The sequence below is a fragment of the Gilvimarinus sp. DA14 genome, from assembly GCF_024204685.1.
GTDB lineage: Bacteria > Pseudomonadota > Gammaproteobacteria > Pseudomonadales > Cellvibrionaceae > Gilvimarinus.
Genome location: NZ_CP100350.1, coordinates 3,083,415 through 3,103,088, shown reverse-complemented (window position 1 = coordinate 3,103,088; position 19,674 = coordinate 3,083,415). Strand labels below are relative to the sequence as shown.

Genomic DNA, 19,674 nt, shown 5'->3' with positions numbered 1-19,674 from the left:
ACAAAGCTCCTTCTGCGAAAGCCCCATCGCAAACGTCCGCCGCTCTGCCAACGTTGGGGCCAAGAGCGCTTTATGTCGATCAAACACTCGAGGGTAATGGGCATTTCCGGTTTAACAGTCTTCACGCCGCGATAAAAGCCGCGCCATCTGGGTCGCAAAGTCAGCCCACCGTAATTTACCTGGCGCCCAGCGTCTACCAACTTAAGGGCACAGAGCGAGCTCATGGGCTGGTGATTGATAAAGACTGGATCACACTCGCGGGCCTGACGGATAACCCTCGCGATACTGTTCTGGCGGATAATCGCGGCCACATGATCGGTGCCTCCAGCACCGGGGGCTCTTCCCCCGCCGAGTCACTGTTGGTTACCGGCACCGGCTTTAGCGCGCGCAATCTTACCATTGGCAACTACTGCAATGTGGATTTGGTGTATCCACGCAACCCGACCCTCAACCAGAAAAAGCGCAGCGACACGATTACTCAGGCCTACGCCATAGGCGCGCACAACAGCGGTAAAATATTGGATAAATTTACCTTTGCTAATGTGCACTTTATCGGCATGCTCGACACCCTGGCACTCGCCGAGGTGAAACGGGCTTATTTCAATAACGTGTATGTGCAAGGCACGGATGATTTTATCGGCGGCGGCAATGTACATGTATTTGCCAACAGTCGTATTAAAAGCTTTAGTAGTAAGCCGCTGTTCAGCGCCGGAAAGACCACCACCGCGTTTATCAATACCGACTGGGAGGTGGCTCTGCAAGAGCCGGGTGATCTGTATCTCGCTAAAAGCGCTTCTGCCATTATTCTTAACCAAGTACGCTTTCACGACAGCAAAGGCACACTCAATTCCATTCACTGGACGCCCCGGCCTAAGTCCGGGGTGCAAAATTATGCATACGGTGTAACCCTCAACCAGGCGAACTACACTCTTCACCCCACCAGTGCCAGCTATCAGCTGAGCAAGTCGCAGGCCAAGCTATATTCCGCCCGCCAACTGCTGGCCGGAAGCGATGGCTGGAACCCTACCGACAACACGGTGCCGTTAAATAAATCTGTCCCCTTAATTGTGCAGCTCAAAGCACAGACTGCAACGGCATCCGCGACAGTGCAACTGGACGCCGAAGTGTACCCACCAAGCGCGGCCGAAACATTAAAGTGGTATTCACCCGACCTTACTCTAACGCCGGTAGCGCCGCAGCAAATACAAATAAACAATACCGCAGATATCGAGACACCAATCAGCAAATCGGTACGGGTAACTGGCAACGGTAGCATCAGCAATAATATTGCAGTGACCATTGTGCCCAGTGAATTGCCCGCGCCCAAACTCACGCAACGGCCAACCATCGCGATTGCCAATGGTAAAGCCAAGTTGGATTATGCGCTGGCACTGCACTACCGTCACGGTCAACGCCCCGATCGCTCGCGGATTCAATGGTACCGAATGCAAAATCCGGACGATGCTAATCCCATAGCTCTGGCAATCAACCAGCGCGGCGATCCACTGCAGCATTACACCTTGCAAACTGGCGATGCCGGTCACTACCTGGCGGCCCGTATTCAGCCGCAACACAATCGCAGCACCACGGGCGAGCCCACCTGGGTTGTCAGTGACCGCGCTATCGACCCGCAGGATATCGAAATCGACACCGACCGCGTCACCCTAACTCCAGAATTTTTTCCGCTGGCGCGACAACCTCGGCTACAGAACAACGCCTGGCTGCGCGACGCCCATTACCCCAAAGATCAAACCGTGAAGTGGCGCGCCTCCAGTGAAACTCCCTGGCACTATGGCCGCGGGATTAACGGCGCTGCCGACAGCGTGGGACTGATACCCAGGGTTCAGGGCGCGCGCCTGCTGTACCACCGGCCCCAGCCGAGTACTGATATGCAGCTGAGTGTTCATCTGGACACCGAGAAGACGGCAGCCCAGGGCTTTGGCAGTCCCAATGGCCAGTACCTAGAGGTGTATATCGATTACGATGCAGCCAGCCAAAGTGGTTATGCCCTGCGTATTGAGCGCACCGACAAGTACGCTAACGCCACCGACTTCACCCTCTACCGCTATCGCCGCGGCGTGGGCCAGGCTATCAGCAAATCCGTCTCCGCCACGGCGTTTAATCCGGGCACGCGGATTGTTCTGCGTCGCACAAAGACTCAGCTAAGCGCACAGGTAAGTAGCGCCAAGGGGCAAACAGAGCAACAAAAGCGTGCGGGGCTGGCGACGGAGGTTCAACTGCAGGCCGAGGTAGGTGGCGCCTTATCGGGCGGGTTTGGCCTGCAACACACGGGCACCGTAAGCCCGGGCGGGCGCTTTGTGCTGACCGCTATGCAGATGCGGTACAGCCGCTAACGCCTGTTAAAGCAAAGGGAAAATACGGCTGGGGTTTTCCAGCTTGATGACCCGGCACTGACGAGGCTTCTCTACGCCCTGGCCAATATCGAGCGGCAAGCTGCCATCGGCGTGCATCGCCTCAAGGCCGGCCTTGAGGCGTGTAATCAGCTCGGGCTGCTGGTTTGAGACCACCGGAAAGCTCGACAGCGGATAGTAAATCAACAGCTCGGGCACCACCGCAAACTCATCCGCCGCCTGGGTGTAGTGTTCTAAGATGGACTCAGTCTCCTCCACCCCCAGCGGGATATAGTCGATATCCTCACTGCGCAACAGCGCAAAGAGTTGGGGCAGTTCATCGGCGCCAAGAATCGGCAACTCGTTGGCCTCATACACCCACATATCCGGCCAGGTAATACCTTGCCCAGCAGTATAACGACTGAGCTCGCTGCGCGATTTAATGCGGCCAAACTCCGCCAGGCGATCTTTTAACACCACCAGATTGCGATACCCTAAACGACCGCCCGCCACAGGCACGGGAATTAGGGTGATTTCTTCAGGAGGAAAGTCAGTATAAGAGGTGGGCACAATGTGTATAGTCTCACCCTGTGCAAGGTGCTGGCGCCAGCGCCCGGCGATGCTGGGGTCGCTGCTAACCTCAAGCCGGTAGCCGCCAAAATCGCTGCGGGTGCGCTCAAGCGCCTCGCGAATCACCCGCACTTCGTGTTCTGCGCGGCCGGGGGCGTTACCGCCCACCCAAAGCACATACTCGGGTACTGCGGCCGCACCTGTCTGGCCTTTTGAAGAGGCTTGAACCAGACAACAAGCCAGTAGCCCCAGCACAAGCAGTACAACTTTTTGCAGCATTCCAAATCTCCGCACAGCGGTCCTTTTTTGACTGGCGCCAATCATAGCACAGGCTATGGATTTGGCACTTAAGCCACGAACCAGTCCGCAATTGCGCAAAGTCTTACTCTATTTGGAACGCCCACTTGCGCCCCTACCGGAAAGTGAAGCGCAAGCAACTACGCGCCCCCCCTATGCTGAGCAGGCCTTAGAGGCAAAACTAACAATAAGGAGAGACACATGCGTTATACCCCCTTGTTAAATCAGCTGCGCCCACTAGCGCTGGGCTTGCTGGTGAGCACTCCCCTCGCCGCTGGCGCCGTCACCTTTCAGGCGGAAGATTACAACGCCTTTTCCGATACCACTGCGGGCAATACCGGCGGTGTTTATCGCAACGACGACGTTGATATTGAAGCCACCAGTGACACCGGCGGTGGCTACAATATTGGCTGGACCGAAGCGGGCGAATGGCTGACTTACGATAATCTCACCATCCCCGCCAGCGGTCAGTATATTGTGCGCGCCCGGGTCGCCACCGATACTGGCGCCACAATTTCGCTGGATTTAAACGGCGGCAGCATCCTCTTGGGCGAACTCGCCCTGCCCGCCACTGGCGGCTGGCAGAGCTGGCAAACCGTCGAAACCCAAGTGGCGCTGGATGCCGGTACCTACTCACTGGGCGTGTACGCTGCAACCGGTGGCTGGAACCTCAACTGGATAGAAATTATACCCACCGGCGTCAACCCCAGCCCCAGTGAGCAAACCTTTGAAGCCGAAGACTACAACGAAGCTTACGACACCACGGCGGGCAACACCGGCGGCGCTTATCGCACAGGCGATGTCGATATTGAAGCGACCAGCGATACCGGCGGCGGTTACAACATTGGCTGGACGGAAACTGGCGAGTGGCTGAGCTACACCGGCCTTGAAGTTCCAACGGCGGGTAATTACGACATCCAGGTACGCGCCGCAAGCGGTTCCGGCGGTACCCTGTCGCTGGACTTAAACGGCGGCACCACCCTACTGGGCGAGGTGAACATCCCCAACACCGGCGGTTGGCAAAACTGGCAGACACTTACCCTGAATGCCTATCTGCCTGCGGGCAACCACAGCTTAGGCGTATACGCCACCACTGGCGGCTGGAATCTCAATTGGATAAAGGCGTCTCCCGCGGGCGGAACACCTCCTACACCCAACCCTACTGTCACCTGGAGCGACGAGTTTGACAGCATTGACACCAACACCTGGAACTTTGAAACCGGTGGCGGTGGCTGGGGCAACAACGAGCTGCAGTATTACACCAATGGCAATAACGCCTATATCCAGTTCGACCCCCAGGCGGGCAGCAATGTACTAGTGATTGAAGCTCGCCAGGAACAAGGCGGCCAATGCTGGTGGGGCGGCAATTGCGGGTATACCTCTACACGCATGAACACCCGCAACAAGCACTCGTTCCAGTACGGCCGTATGGAAGCGCGAATTAAGTTGCCAAAGGCTCAGGGAATCTGGCCGGCGTTCTGGATGCTGGGAGATAACTTTAATACGCAGGGCTGGCCTCAAGGCGGCGAGCTGGACATTATGGAGCACGTGGGCACCAACAATATTACCTCCGGCGCTCTGCACGGACCCGGCTATTCCGGCAACACCCCTATTACCGGCCACTTAGACCATGCGCAACCAATCGAACAGACCTACAACGTCTACGCCGTCGAGTGGGATGCCAACGGCATTCGCTGGTTCGTTAACGACATCAACTTTTACAGTATCAGCCGCGCTCAAGTTGAACAGTATGGCCAATGGGTTTACGACCAGCCCTTCTGGTTCTTGCTCAACGTCGCCGTGGGCGGTAACTGGCCCGGCGATCCGGATCATGCCAACTACAGCACCCAGCGTATGTACGTGGACTATGTACGGGTTTACCAATAAAAAAAGCGGAGCTGTTAACTTAGCAATAAAGTAGACCGTGCTGATCTACTTTATTGTCACCCCTGAAATACTGGCGCATCTGCGTGGACGCGCTGGTATTTCAAGGGCTCGCGCGGCCCGATGGCCGGGTTAACAGTGAGCCCGCTCACTCAACCCCAAACGGTCAAAAGTTATATTTGGCCTGTAAGCCATAAGTAATTCCCCGCGCGCGATAGGCAACATCTTTCGCGGCGCCACCAAACAATTCTTTTTCGGTCGGCGCGTACTCCGAGTCATATTCCTCATCCAAACAATTCTTACACCACAGCTCCAGTTCTAAATTATCCTTAAAGACATAAGACAAACTCGCCGCCACCAGGCCGAGGTTGTCCTGCACATCCTCGTTATCAATCCACCAGTACCGATCAGCAGTGTAGCTGTAATCGAGATGCGCAATAAAACTGTCACTGTCGCCCACAGGCAGGTCATAATTTAACGCGATATTGGCAGACTGATGTGGGAAGTTTGGCATGTGCTCGCCTTCAAAATTGCGCTCGAACGCCTCGGCCGTCCCCTCGGGCAGTTTGACTGTGTTCGCCGTACGCGCCAGCAATTCAGAACGCATACGGTCGCGAATGTCGGTATCAAACTCTTTAATTTCCGACTCCATAATGCCAAGCCCCGCCGACACCATTAGATGATCGGTGGCCACCCAATCCATACTCAACTCAATGCCGTTAATTTCACTTTCGGGAATGTTATAAAGGCTCTGTACAAAAATATTGCCATCAAACTCAAACTGCTGGGCATTTTCGTAGCGCTGATAAAACGCCGCACCATTGAGCCGTAACAGATTACCAAATAAACTGCTTTTAAAACCTACCTCAAAGCTGTCCAGTGTTTCCTGATCGTAAGAGTCTGCCAGCAGCGCGCCCGAGGCATTAAAACCGCCGCTGCGAAATCCGCGTGCGGCAGTGGTATACAACGTAAGCGCCTCATTGGGCGTATACGCTAACGACACCTTGGGCTGAAAGGCGCTATAGGTTTTACCAATGGTTGAGCCCGCGCGCGCGCAATTCTCGGGGTCCGTATCGGCGTCACACTTGTTACCTACTCCCATACCCTCGGTGTCGACCGTAGGCCCATCAATACGCGTCACCTCGCGTTTGTCTTCATCGTAGCGGCCCGCCAGTGTCAGCGTTAATGTGTCGCTTAGGTCGTAGTCGGTACTGAAGAACACGGCCCAGGCACGGTTGTCCTGCTCATTTTGCGTTGCATCGATAAAACCGTTACAGGTAAAGTCCGTCACCGCGGGCCCACCGGGATACGCGGGTTCACAATCAAAAGGCGATCCGCTCGGGGTTTCCCAGGTCGAGCGCAAGGTATCGGCCCGATCGGTCAATAACCCATAAGCTCCCAACACATAGCTGAGCTTGTCGGCCGAGCCGGTTAGGCGAAACTCTTGCGAAACGGTCTGCACATCGTAGTACTGGTCAGAGCCCACAAAGTTTCCGGCCGCCCAGTCTCCCAATTGAGCGCTGAAAAAGTCACGGTCTACCTCAGAATCAAGACCGGCAATAAACTCATCGACAAACGGCTCAGTAAAGAATAAAACATTGCCGGTACGATCATGGCCACGGGTTTCACCCGCCACACCGTAGCGTTCGTTGGTATCGGTACTGTTGGTGATGGAGGTAAAAGTGGCAAAGTCAAAATCGTGCTCAAACTTTAGCGTCAGTGTGTCAATGGAGCGAACGGCGGTGGGATTGCCGTTAGAGTTTATGGGAAACTCATAAACTTCATTCGGATCGGTCTCCAGGCGATATAAGTTTCTATACCACATGGCACCCGACTCCAAGCCACTGTGGGAATACCGCAAGTCGAATCGTGTTTGATCGCTGGGCTCCCACATAATCTGAGCACGAAAATCACGGTTCTCTTCAAAATCCATGTAACTATTGCCGGGAGAAGAGCCCGCAACCGCGCGGCCATTGCGTTCGTAAACACGATTTAAATACTGATTTTCAATTGTTCCGCCAAAAGAGCGGTGATTGCCCGAAAAACGAAACAACACATCGTCGGTGATTGCGCCAGAAAGCGCGCCACGAACCTCAAACAAATCACCACTGCCGCCGCCTACCGTAAAGTTTCCGGCAAAGTCCTGGCTTGGTTTTTTGGACGTGATAATCAGCGCACCACCCAGGGCGTTGCGCCCGTACAGTGCGCCTTGCGGTCCTTTTAGAAGTTCAATCTGCTGCACATCGTACAGCGACTGCGAAACCTCCGAAGAGCTTCCAATCTGCACACCGTCCACCACAACGGCAACCGCTGGCTCGGAGTTTCTTACCGAGGACACACCGCGAACGATTAAAAAGGTAGAAGACGGACTCAGAGATTCTGTAATCGCAACATTGGGAATACGCACGGTAATATCCCGAGCGGCCTCAATATTGGCACGTTCAATAGTCGCACTGGAAAACGCGACAACCGTATCCGGAACCTGTTGCAAATTTTCTTCTTTGCGCCGGGCTGTGACCATAATCTCTTCTAGACCACTGGCCGAAACATTAGCATTTTGCTGCGCATCCACAGGGGCGCCCAGCAAACCACCCATAACACCGGCAACCGCCAAGGATAAATTTTTTTTATTCATAGCATCGCTCTCTAATACTGTTTGATCCTTCATTATTGTTAGCTGGCCGTCGTCACTGACAGAATATTCAAGAGAGGTTCCACCAAGTAAAACATCCAACGCCCCGGAGAATGTAAACTGCCCATTAACCTCGTTCGTTGTTATGTTTTTAACCGCGTCGTACGGAAACACTAAAGTCACCTGCGCCTGCTCTGCAAACGCTGTCAATGACACGTCAGCTTGCTGCATAGGAATACGAAAGGTTATGCGTTTGTTTTTATCAAAACCCCAAGCACACTGAGACATTGAGAAAACCAACAATACCGACCCTACTCCCGAAACGATGCCGCGCATCGCTCCCTTCAAAGACGAAGTTATAGCGCCTTTCCTCCATACGAATCGGATCATTATTGTGCGGTTGCAGCAGAATGCAGAGCGATGGTGTGAGCGTTTACCGTCTCGCTGTAAATTGAGAAATTATCCTGCAGGCTTTGCAGTAAGGCGGGGATATCTCCGGCGCGAAATAAGCCGGCTATTTTTACGTCTTTTAGATTTGGATCGGCAATCACAATATCGATATCGGTATAGCGACTCACCTGTGCAATGGCCGCTTCTAACCGCTCGCCGCGAAAAATAAGCTGGCCGTTGCGCCAGCCGAGCAGAGCATTAACACCTGAATCAGTTAAAGTTTCAATCGCCGCCTCATTCTCTGCGAGAATCAGTCGCTGCCCGCGCTGAATGGATTCCACCACAGCCACAGGCGCAGAGTTTTCACTGCTTTCATTGCGCCGAGACGCCTTTACCCGCCCATCGGTCACCAATAAAGAAACCGCGCCTTGATCAAGCTTTTGCACACCAAAAGCCGTACCCACCGCCTCAAGAATATTGTTATCGGAAAGCACCCTGAGTGGGCGATTGCTATCGTGGGCGACGGTGATGTGTAACTCACCGCGATACAGAAAAATATTGCGCTGATTATTGTCGTAATGGATGCTCACTTCTGAGTCGGTGTTTAGCAGTAGCTCGCTACCGTCGCTCAACACAAACTGTTTTTGCTCACCCACATCCGTGCTGAATTGCTGTGTAAACTGTGCCACTGGCGAACCCGGTGCGACCCAATCACGCCAGAAATACAAACTGCTGGTGAAGGAGAAAACCAGAAACAGTGCCACCGAGGCCGCGACACTCCAGTTAAAGCGCGTGCCCGAATCCGGGGCCATGGATTCTGCGGTGGGAAACAAGTCTGCCAAGCGGGCCAGACTGTCCAGTTGCTCCCAGGTATCGGCCGCCTCGGCCAAAGCTTTGCGGTGGCGGGGGCTTTGGCTTAACCAGAGGGACAGCTCACGCTCTTCCTGCGGGGTGAGCGTGCGCTCAATGGCCACTACCCATTGAGCAGCCTGCAGGTCGACATCCTCTTTTCGGCGCAGGCGATAAACCTTGCCCATTGATACCTCGCTTAGGTGTTTCTTTCCTTGATATATTGGCGCGAGCGATACAAGCCGCTGGCGATATGCTTCTCCACGGTGCTTTCACTGACCCCTAACTGCGCGGCTATTTCCTTTTGGCTGTAGCCATAGACTTTCTTTAACACAAAAGCGCGTCGCGCCTGTGGCGGCAACTGCCGTACCGCTTCGCAAAAAATACCAAAGGCCTCATCGCTCACCAGAGTTTCTAAGGTCGGGTCTTCGCTGCTGGTCAATTGCGCTTCAACCTCCACCGCACAGCCGTTCATACTCGAGGCCAGGCGGTACTCAGCGCGTTTGATGTGATCCAGCGCCAGATTGCGCGCCATTTTCACCACAAACGCCTGAGGGTTGCGAATGCTCTGCTGCGGGCGCAACTGGCAGACTTTTACGTAGGTTTCCTGCACAATATCTTCTACATCGTCCGGCGGTACTACCTTGCCAACGGTACGGGTAATTAACCCCAGCGCTTTAAAGTACACTTTCTCCATACTGCGTATGTAGTGCATGCCATCACCTGATGTCTGTCGTTATTATTTATGTTGTTTTCGACTTACGTCTGCACTACATCGTCCAAGCCTGTTGTCACTAGGTCCTGTTAACATCAGACGACCGGGCGGAACAAATCCGCTAAGGCTTGCGCGCAAACTCGCCGAGTGTTTTGTATATCAAGTTTTCTGGCGAGAGGTTTTCCACCTTTGCAACACTCTCAAAGTGGCAAGGCTGTGGCGCACCGATTGGTTTTTTGCGAGAACTGGCTCACACAGACCACTTTAATCAGGTGAAAGTGGGACAAAAAAGCCCCCGGTAATAGCTACCGGGGGCAAAGGAGGGAGACTACTGAGAAGTCCACTCGATCGCTTTACGCATCATTTCGATCATATTCGGATCTGAAAAGTTGGCATCAACGTGGCCAATCGCGGTGTAAAACACACGGCCGCTGCCCACGGTATTTTTAAAGATGACAGGATGATCATCCACTGGGTAGTTCGAGGTGTAGCTGCTGCGATCCAGATTACCCAGCACCTGCACATTTCCCACACCTCGTGGGCTGGACTCCCAGAAATACCATTCGTCAGCCAGGTTCCAGTCACTGCCTATATGGCTCACCAACGGATCGCTTTGCTGCTCGATTTCCACCCGGGCCATGGGAATGCCATCACCGTGATGAATAAACTCGGCACCGGCGAGCAGCACATCGGTGTACCAGTCCCAACCGTGTTCGGTGTCTGCGGCCGAGTGAGAGCCGACATAGCCGCCGCCGTTTTCGATATAGCTTCTAAACGCCGCCTTTTGACTGTCGGTAAAGATATCCCCGGTGGTGTTCATAAACACTATGGTGTCGTACTGGGCGAGACCCGCGTCGGTAAACACGGCGGCATCTTCACTGGCGGTAAAACCATAGCCGTAATCGTCGGCAATCGCTTCCACCATAGCGATACCCGCGGGGATAGACCCGTGGCGGAAACCAGAGGTTTTCGAGAACACCAACACATTGGGGCAATCGGCACCGCAATTAACCGTAAAGCTGTGGCTGCGGGGCACACTGACCGCCGCGCCGGTGCTATCGACTAAGGTAACGGCCAGGGTGTGACGCCCGGTGGGTAAAGTGCCGAGATTAATATCGGCCAACTGATTCACCGTAACTGGCGCCTGGTCGTTAAGCTGATAACGGTAGGCACCGCCATTGACAAGCCAGCTGCTGTCACTGATATTGACCGACAGGGTGACGGCATCGGTTTCGGCCACACTGGCGCCATTGGCAGGGCTCAGCACATCAATCATTGCCAGTGAGGGATCGGCCGGCAAGCCAAATACCTCAACCTCAAACAGCGAGTAGCCGTAGCCTGTGGCACGCTCCGTCCCATACACCCGCAAGTAGCGACCCTGCTCACCATTCAAGGCGATATCATCAACTCCGCCATCGCTGTTGGTGTTTTCGTAAATGCTGGTCCATTCATTACCATCGGCGGACACTTCTAAACGGTAGACACGGGCGTAGGCGGCCTCCCAATCCAGGCGCACCCGGGTCAGGTAAACGCTTTGCCCCATATCCAAGGTTAAAAATTGCGGATCGGCGATTTCACTTTCCCAGCGTGAATTGTAAATACTATCAATGGTGTAACTGGCAAGATTGCCACCCACTTCTGAAGAGGCTGTGGCCTGAATGGGCGACAATTGTGCCGGGCTGGGAGTGGTAGGCGTTTCGCCGCCCGCCACATAAAAGGTGACACTTTCAGCGGCGCCGACATCGCTGCCCGTTGCACTGACTAAGGTCACATCAAACGTATGGCCGCCCGCATTTAAAACGCCGAGAGAAAAAGGCGCATCGTCATTGCGTGTAACGGCGGCGTTAGCATCCAAGGTGTAGCGATAACTACCGCCGTCCGTAAACCAGTCACTGTCGCTGACACTGACCTCGGCCGTGACCGCCTCGCCTGCAGCAAAGGTTTGCCCAGCGAGGGGGGATAGCACATCCAGCTGCGCCGTTGGTGCGACATCGCCCTGGCTGTACACGCGCATTTCCCACAGCGAATACCCATAAGCCGTGGCCCGACTGGTGCCGGTAAGGCGCACGTAACGCCCACTGGCCGACACATCAACCGTGTCCAGGCCGCCATCACCATTGCTAGTGCTGAACACTTCGCTCCAGCTGGCCGCATCGCCCGACACTTCAATGCGATAACCGGTGGCATAGGCCGCCTCCCACTCCAGCTCGACCCGGCCAAGCGGGTAGCTCGCCCCTAAGTCAATTTGCAGGTAGTGGTTTGCATCATCGTGGGCACTGCTCCAGCGTGTGCCCAAGTCGTCATCCACTGCATTGGCGGCAACAAAGTCGCCCTCCACTTCCGAGCTGGAAGCACTTTTGTTCAGCGACAGTAATTCCGCCGGGTTAGTGTTGCGCTCGTTCACAACCACATTAAGGCTCACGCTGTTGCCCACAGCTTGGGCCTCAGAGTCCGCAAGCTGCACAACGATTGTATGCGCTCCCGCGGCCAAGGCTCCCAGGTTAACCGTGCTAGCGGCACTGAACTCGGCCACCGCGCCGTCGACGCTCACCAACAGACCATTGCCATCGGCAAACCACTGGCTGGCGGAGGCACTGGCCGAAACGATGACCGCTTCGCCCTCCAGATAGCTTTGCCCGCTCACCGGAGCATTCACACTAAGACTCGGTGTGCCCGGGTTATCGCCGGGATCGCCACTGCCCGCAACACCCCATACCGCCATTTCAAACAGCGAGTAGCCCCATTCGGTGGCCCGCTCCGTGCCTGTCAGGCGCACATAGCGGAAGCTGCCAGATAAGCCATCGTGTACAACGTCGCCACCGGCGGCGTTGCCAACACTCACCAACTCAGACCAGGCGCTGCCATCGGTAGAGCCCTCTATGATGTAAGCACTGGCGTGTGCGGCCTCCCAGCTCAGCTCAATTCTATCCAGCGCATACAGCTCGCCAAGGTCGATCTGCACCCACTGCGGATCGGCAAATTCACTGCTCCAGCGGGTGGTTGCGTCCCCGTCTACCACTAATGCGCCGGCGTAGTCCGCTTCGGTGCTGGACACGGTAACCGCCTTATTTTGCGAGACCAGCTCGGGCTCAGCCGCCGTTACCGGCTCGCCGCCGTACACTTCAAACTCCCACAACGAGTAGCCCCATTCAGTGCCGCGCTGCGTGCCGGTAAGGCGCAGGTAGCGATAGTTACCAGAAAGGTTTTCCAGGGTTTCCTCGCCGCCCACACCGGCTTCCTGGCTGTACACCGGCTCCCAGTTCTGGCCGTCCAGCGAACCTTCAATAACATACGCACTGCCGTAGGCCGCCTCCCAGTTAAGAACAATGCGGTCGATGCGGTATACCTGCTGTAAATCCACGGTAAGCGATTGCGGATCGGCAAATTCGCTGGCCCAGCGGGTGGTCGGGTCACCGTCGGTGGCGTAATCAGCGGCGTATTCCGCCTCGACAGAGGTTGCCGTGGCACTGGCATTACCGCTGATTAACCCGGTAGTTGGCGGCGGTGTTGTGCCATCCAGGCTGTCAATCCACTGCTCCAACACCGCGATATATTCCGGGTGTTCTAAGGCGCGGCCAATGGGCGGCATGCGGTCGTCAGGGTTTTCGCTTTGATCGCGAATGTACAAAATGGATTGATGTGGCGCCCCCGGTGTTACCACCTCGGCGTTGTCGATTCCGTAATAATTCAGGTAGTTACGGATACCGGTGGTGGCTTCACCCACCACACGCATTTGCGCCAACGGGGTGTTATAGCGCGCGTCCCATTGCGAACCACCATTACCCGTGCCGTGGCAGTGTGCGCAGTTGGTGTCTAAATAAGATTTAACCCGCTGCTCCAAACTGGCACTGGTATCGGTAATGGCCACCATTTTGTCAAAGCTGCCTACACTTGCGTTATCAAACCCGGGACTAAACAAACCCAGATTGTTCCAGTGCACCAGCTGGTTCTCACGGCTGCCATCGGGGTAACTGAACTCACCATTTAACTGGCGGGTGGACAAGCCGAGTATTTGTGCCGAGTCTGGATTATGGCAGTCAATACACTCCGTCGGGCTAGGGTAAGCCCAGGTTTGCGTCCAGCTGCTGCCATCGTCTCGGGTGACCACAATGTCTTCCAGCACACTGGTGGTCAGCAACTCGGCATCGCTGTTATCATCACGCCATTTATAAGTAACACCGTAAACCCGGCCATTGGCCTGCATCACAATCAAACGCGTTTCCAGGCGCTTGGTCAGCCCGGCGCCGTCACCCACCAAGGGCAACTCAAAATGTTTTACTGCCACGGTACCCTGGGGGTAACCCCAATCGTCGCTCTGGTGCCACTCCACTTGGCGCTCGGCGGGCAAGGATAACCAGCGGGTTTTTAGCGCTCGGTCCGACCACAGCTTTGTGTTGGGCTCAAAGGGAATTAAATGTGCACTGGGCACCAGATTTGCGGTATCGGCAAAGGCGCCAGTTTGAGACAACAGCAAAGGCACATCGGTAAAATTCGCATCGAGCGTGCGCGGCATGTTCAGGTAGGCGTGCTCGGTCAGCTCTTCGGGTGGCTCTTCAACTTCGCCAGCGTAAACTTCAAATTCAAAAATCGAATGGCCGTAGCCGGTGCCCCGCTCTGTTCCCGTTAAGCGTACATAGCGATAGGCCTCGCTGGAATCAATAATATGCAAGCGCGTGCCACCAGAGCCCGCAAGTTCTTCCGCCAGAGGGGTCCAGCTTTGACCGTCGTTCGACCCTTCAATCACGTAACGCGAGCTGTAGGCCCCCTCCCAAACAATAGAAATGGAACCTATGGTCACAGCCTCGGCCAATTCAACCGTCAGGCTCTGTGGGTCGGATGCGTCACTTTCCCAGCGTGTGCTTGGGTCACCGTCAATGGCATAAGCGGCAAGATTACCTGCCACCTCACTGCTGGCACTGGCAACACCACCCAGCGCCACATTGGTGCCCGAGTCACGGTTGCCGACATAATCAAACCGATACAGGGCACCGCCACCGTAGGGTTCTTTGTCACAACAGCCAGAGCCCCACTGCAACACATACAGTTGATGGGTGCGCGGATCCAACTCAGCGTCAATGGCGCCTTGAAAGCCCTGGGTATTAATGGGAAAGGGTTCAGCCACCGGCGGCGATGCCGGAGAGCTCAAATCGATAGTGCTAAAACGACTGCTGTTAAAATCCCAAAAGATCAGTTTGCCATTGTAGTAAGCCGGTAATTTAAAGGGGTTATCAATACCCTCATTCAGCCGGTATACCGGCCCTGCCATGGTGGCCTGGTGGCGCACCGTCCATAAGGCACCCACCGAATTGGGCAGGTTCGTTGCGCCAGTATTATCAGAAGCGTTGTTGACAATGTTGTTGGGGTCAAACCCGGCGTACGGCTGGTTGTAGCCAATGATATAAGGCCAGCCGTAGTTGCCAGCGCTGCAGATTTCGTTGATCTCATCCAACCCGCCTGGGCCTTCAGCACTGTCGGTGGAAGCGTCTGGGCCAATATCGCCGACATAAGAGCAGTTGGTCGCCGGGTCAACACTTAAGCGGAAGGGATTGCGAAACCCCATGCCGTAAATTTCTGGGCGGCGCAGCGCGTCGCCTGCAAATAAATTACCGGGCGGAATGGTGTAACCGCCATCTGCGGTGGGCGTAATGCGCAAAATCTTGCCGCGCATATCATTGGTGTTGCCCGAGGTTCCCTGAGCCGAAGGCTGAAAGTAACCGCCCGCCGCTTTGTTATCACCGGTGGTAATCAGCAAGTTGCCCTGGGTATCAAATTGCAGTGAACCGCCCATGTGGCCATGGGCCTCATCGCCCGTTATCCACTCCAAGAGTACCGACTCAGAGCCGACATCCAGGCTGTTATCCGCATTCACCGTAAACCGCGACACGCGAGTAATGCTGCCGGGCGCCGTGTATTGAAAGTAGATATAACTGTTCTGGGTAAAGTTGGGGTCGAGCGCCACACTCAACAAGCCATCTTCAAACACGCAACGCACATTAGGCACGGTAGAGGTTTGCGCTGGGCTGCCCGAATCTAAATTCCAGGCGTACACACCACCGCACTTACTGGCAATAAATACGCGCCCGTCGGCCGATATTTCAAACTCCATTGGCAAATCCAGCCCTTCGGCCACAACTTCGCGCTGGAAGTCCGCCTCATCCGGCGCCGACTGTGCGTAGGCAGCACTACTGCCCCAAAGCATTGAGGTGCCGAGCATGGCGCCAAGGCCAATTGCACGACAACGTGAAAACAGAAATGTTTGAGAGTCCATTGGCGTTCTCCGATTGCTGGCTACGTGCCACCAATCTAAGAGGTGAAGCAGCCGTTATTATTTGGATATCGGAAACTAGGACGAGCAACGGGCATTTATCCTCCACCTAAGCGACGCACAGTGCGGCGTTTATGCGCAGACAAAGGAGCATTGCGGGCACCACTGTGGGCCGAGTACTAGGGCCTGTTTCAGAACTTGAAAAAATAAACGCACAAAAAAGCCGGCGCACAGCACCGGCAGAGGGTGAGAGTAAAAAGCAGGCCTAGAATGCGCTAGCGGGCAAGCTCAAACAGAAAGCGATTTTGCACGCCGTGTACTTCCTGGGCGACGCCGTTTTCAATACGCGGCTTATATTTAAAGCCTTCGGCCGCGCGAATGGCGGCACGATTAAAAACGCTGGTGGGCGATCCATCCAGGGTTTGCGCACTCAGCACGACGACATCACGCGTTGCCCCGGTTGCGGTGACGGTAAAAGACACAACCACTTCGCCTTCAATACTCCGGCTCAGCGCGGTACGCGGATATTGCGGTGCGACTTTAACAATGGGCAAGTAATCACCGGGCTGCGCGAAGTTTATGCTCAGCGAATCATTCGCCGGCGACGGATCGCGAAACACGGTGATATTGGGGCCTTGAGTATCCACCTGCACCGGGTCTTCAATGGCGGGCGAGGCAGGCGGGACAGGCGGTTCTTCAGGGCGGGTGGGCGCCGAGTCGTAAACCACCTCGACTTTCAACTCGGGCATAACGACATTGCCAATATTGACCGGTTTAGCGGGTTCAATGTAGGTGTAGTTGGTTTGAATCAGGGTTGCCATCAGCAGCAAAAGTGCTGCGGTACAGATTAACCCCATGGGAATTGCGGTAAAGCGCATAGCCGTTGCAGTGCTCATAATCCATTACCTTTGTTGAGGCTCACTCAAACCATAGGCAAGCAACGCTTGGCACGCAAAGTTTGTTTTGTGCTAATAAATTTTCAGGCAACGTCTAACGGTTATTTACGCTCGGGCTAGCCGATTCACTTCGCTGCGAATTTGCAACTCAAACCATTCATATCGGCTGGGCTTGCGAAACTCCCGGCGCTTAATGAGATAAAGAGGCTCGACCACCGCCTTAGGCAACGGCACCGACGTAATTTTCTTGATGTGTGGGGAGCTGTCGATCGTCGCTTGCGGCAAGACGGTAAAGCCAAGGCCTTGGGCAACCGGGGTCAGGATTTGATTAATCTGATTCACATAGCTTCGCTTAGACAACGCCTGCAAACCGGTAAATTGCTTACCATAGGCCAACGCTAAAACCTGATTCATATAAGAGGCCGCATCCGGGTGGTCAATAAAACCCAGTTGCTGCAATGCCGCCCAGTCAGGTAAACCTTTGTGCTTGACCGCGAAGGTTTTCGGCACTACTAAGCATAAATTCTGATGCCCTATCGCCGTGTACTCCAACTCCCCCTTGGGCTTTGCAATACTCACCACCGCCACATCTAACTCACCTTTATCGACCATATTGATTAAGCGCTCATTGGGCGCCGCCTCAAGGCTGACCATCAGCTCGCGGTGGTCACATTGGCGCTGCAAAAAAACCGGGTAAAGCAACAGCGCCAAACTGCCCGAGCAACCGATGCGACACTCGCCCTGATACGGGCTGTCATCCGCCAGGGTCTGTAACAAGTGCTGCTCTTGCTGGAACACCCGCACAGCGTAATCGGCCAGCCGCCGCCCCGGCTCTGTCAGCTCAAAGCGTTTTCCCTCGCGGGCCAGCAAACTTACACCTAGCGATTGTTCAAGCTTCGCAATGTGCTGGCTCACGCCCGGCTGCGTCATGTGCAGTTTTTGCGCGGTTTGAGTAAAGGTGCCCTCTTCCACAAGGGTAATAAAGGTATGCAGCCAACGGTAATTCATTCATCACAACCATTACATAAAATTATGGAAATTATCATAAACCATAATTTTACGTTTAGCTGTGTTTTTACTACTCTGAATACCTACCCACACAGGAGGACCGTTATGCAAACCACCCCTTATCCGCGCACCTTTTCTCACATTGGTATTTCGGTGCCAGACCTTAACGCGGCCGTAGACTTCTACACCCAGGTACTCGGCTGGTATTTGATCATGCCACCCACCACCATTGAGGAAGATGACAGCCCCGTAGGCGTCATGTGTACCGATGTGTTTGGCGCTGGCTGGAAGAAATTTGATATAGCCCACTTATCCACGGGCGACAGAATTGGTGTCGAGCTGTTTCAATTTAACAACCAGCAAAACCCGGAAGATAATTTCGAATACTGGAAAACAGGCGTGTTTCACTTCTGTGTGCAAGACCCAAATCTTGAAGAACTCGCCGAGAAAATCGAGCAAGCGGGCGGCAAGCGCCGAATGAAAGAACCCAGATACTATTATCCGGGCGAAAAACCCTACCGCATGATTTATATGGAAGATCCGTTTGGAAATATTTTAGAAATCTACAGCCACAGCTACGAGTTAACCTACGCCAGCGGTGCGTATCAATAGCGTGAAAAAAGGCAATGCCCACACACGCAGGGCATTGCCTTTACGTCAGTGGCGCAGCAGTGCGTCCAGCTCGTCCACCACCTCGGCCCAATCGGCATCATCACTAATCGCCTGCTGCAAAAAACGCTGCTGACTCTCGCTCCAGAACGGGGCCTCGGCCAGTTTAATCTCGGCGGCCAGCGGCCGATGGCGGCCAATAAAATCCTCAACATCTTCGGCCTCGCTGGGCAAGCCCAACTGATCGAACAACGCGCTTAGGGAATGTACGGGCGGTTCCATAATACAACTCCTTCAAAATATTGAGATTACTCCTGAACCAGTAAAATTAACAGCCGAGCGTTACTACTAATGTAAACCTATTGTTGACAATAGCCAGCGAATATTGGGAAAGAGTCAATGTTTGAAGGTGAAATTTACTGAACTGGTGGGTCTGATGGGTATTTTTATCCGCCGTCCAGCGCCTTAACTAACTTGGGACGCTGAACACTATGACAGGAAGGTGAGGCAGAAAATGTGGCAAACCGACATATTGAACCAACCGCCCTACCCGGCTAGATGACACCCGAAATCGCTAGGCTAAGGCTTGGGGCTGAACATTTGTTCTTACCGGATTATTTACGAATTTAGGAGTGAACCGTGTTATGTGATCGCTGTAATCCACAAACGACGAAATTCTTCGCCGGAGATCTGCCGTTACTACAACTAAAAAACCCCAGAGGCCTCCGCCGAGGCTTTGGAAATTAAAGCGAGAAGGAATTCAAATGTAAGTTCGACTTAGATGGATCGCTTACCCAGCTCTCACTCCTTCTTTTGCAAAACTTTAACCAAGCGACGATGCCAGCATTAACCCTAAAGCGAAGATAAAGCATACAGCACGAAGAAAATCATCTTTGCCCGGCTCCATGTTGGGACCTGTTAAAGGTGGCGGCATTGTAATGTTAAATATCCAGCAACACACATAGTAGCTAGAACCCGCGTACAAAAAAAATCCGCCCCCCCAATCTACAACACTCTCTTTAGTCGAAAAAAAAACGCCAGACAAGACGAACCAGACAATAGCTATAAGAATAAAACAAATATATCGCTTCTTAATCTTCATTGTTGTTTTTGTAAAAGGTTTCTCATCGAAAAAAGAGAGCGCCGCTTGCAGTGAACCCCGGCGCCGGCGAGTAGAACCGAGCCTTATAGTGCCATAACCCCAGCAT

The 19,674-nt window shown here is 54.2% G+C and carries 11 protein-coding genes; 3 read left to right on the top strand and 8 right to left on the bottom strand.

All coding sequences use genetic code 11. From position 1 onward, the window contains the following. Positions 1-230 precede the first annotated feature (230 nt). Positions 231-2,354 (top strand): hypothetical protein, encoded by a 2,124-nt coding sequence (locus NHM04_RS13485; protein WP_254264295.1) that lies wholly within the window; start codon positions 231-233, stop codon positions 2,352-2,354. Positions 2,355-2,360: 6 nt separating this feature from the next. Here the strand turns inward: NHM04_RS13485 and NHM04_RS13480 are convergent, their stop codons facing one another. Then, the gene (locus NHM04_RS13480; protein WP_254264294.1) at positions 2,361-3,200 is read right to left on the bottom strand and encodes a hypothetical protein; all 840 of its coding nucleotides are present in this window, start codon (positions 3,198-3,200) and stop codon (positions 2,361-2,363) included. A gap of 219 nt (positions 3,201-3,419) precedes the next feature. On the opposite strand from NHM04_RS13480, the gene NHM04_RS13475 reads away from it, so the two are divergent. Further along, positions 3,420-5,105 carry a carbohydrate-binding protein gene (locus NHM04_RS13475; RefSeq protein WP_254264293.1) on the top strand — a complete coding sequence of 562 codons (1,686 nt, stop codon included), beginning with the start codon at positions 3,420-3,422 and terminating at the stop codon, positions 5,103-5,105. A 163-nt stretch (positions 5,106-5,268) separates the two neighbouring features. Here NHM04_RS13475 and NHM04_RS13470 read toward each other — a convergent pair whose 3' ends face one another. From NHM04_RS13470 to NHM04_RS13445, 6 genes are all read right to left on the bottom strand, one after another. Beyond that, positions 5,269-7,737, bottom strand: coding sequence for a TonB-dependent receptor (locus NHM04_RS13470; RefSeq protein WP_254264292.1), 2,469 nt, complete (start codon positions 7,735-7,737; stop codon positions 5,269-5,271). A gap of 386 nt (positions 7,738-8,123) precedes the next feature. Next, positions 8,124-9,161: a FecR domain-containing protein gene (locus NHM04_RS13465; RefSeq protein ID WP_254264291.1), complete on the bottom strand. Its 1,038-nt coding sequence runs from the start codon at positions 9,159-9,161 to the stop codon at positions 8,124-8,126. Positions 9,162-9,172: 11 nt separating this feature from the next. After that, positions 9,173-9,688, bottom strand: a complete 516-nt coding sequence (locus NHM04_RS13460) for an RNA polymerase sigma factor (protein ID WP_254264290.1) — start codon at positions 9,686-9,688, stop codon at positions 9,173-9,175. A 328-nt stretch (positions 9,689-10,016) separates the two neighbouring features. Further along, positions 10,017-15,956, bottom strand: coding sequence for a discoidin domain-containing protein (locus NHM04_RS13455; RefSeq protein WP_254264289.1), 5,940 nt, complete (start codon positions 15,954-15,956; stop codon positions 10,017-10,019). A 272-nt stretch (positions 15,957-16,228) separates the two neighbouring features. Beyond that, positions 16,229-16,849, bottom strand: coding sequence for an energy transducer TonB (locus tag NHM04_RS13450; RefSeq protein WP_254264288.1), 621 nt, complete (start codon positions 16,847-16,849; stop codon positions 16,229-16,231). A 105-nt stretch (positions 16,850-16,954) separates the two neighbouring features. After that, positions 16,955-17,857 (bottom strand): LysR family transcriptional regulator, encoded by a 903-nt coding sequence (locus NHM04_RS13445; RefSeq protein WP_254264287.1) that lies wholly within the window; start codon positions 17,855-17,857, stop codon positions 16,955-16,957. A 105-nt stretch (positions 17,858-17,962) separates the two neighbouring features. Here NHM04_RS13445 and NHM04_RS13440 point away from each other — a divergent pair, with 105 nt between their 5' ends. Further along, positions 17,963-18,469 carry a lactoylglutathione lyase family protein gene (locus NHM04_RS13440; protein ID WP_254264286.1) on the top strand — a complete coding sequence of 169 codons (507 nt, stop codon included), beginning with the start codon at positions 17,963-17,965 and terminating at the stop codon, positions 18,467-18,469. A 45-nt stretch (positions 18,470-18,514) separates the two neighbouring features. Here the strand turns inward: NHM04_RS13440 and NHM04_RS13435 are convergent, their stop codons facing one another. Further along, on the bottom strand, positions 18,515-18,748 hold the full coding sequence (locus NHM04_RS13435) for a DUF2789 domain-containing protein (RefSeq protein ID WP_254264285.1): 234 nt from the start codon (positions 18,746-18,748) through the stop codon (positions 18,515-18,517). Positions 18,749-19,674: the final 926 nt, after the last annotated feature.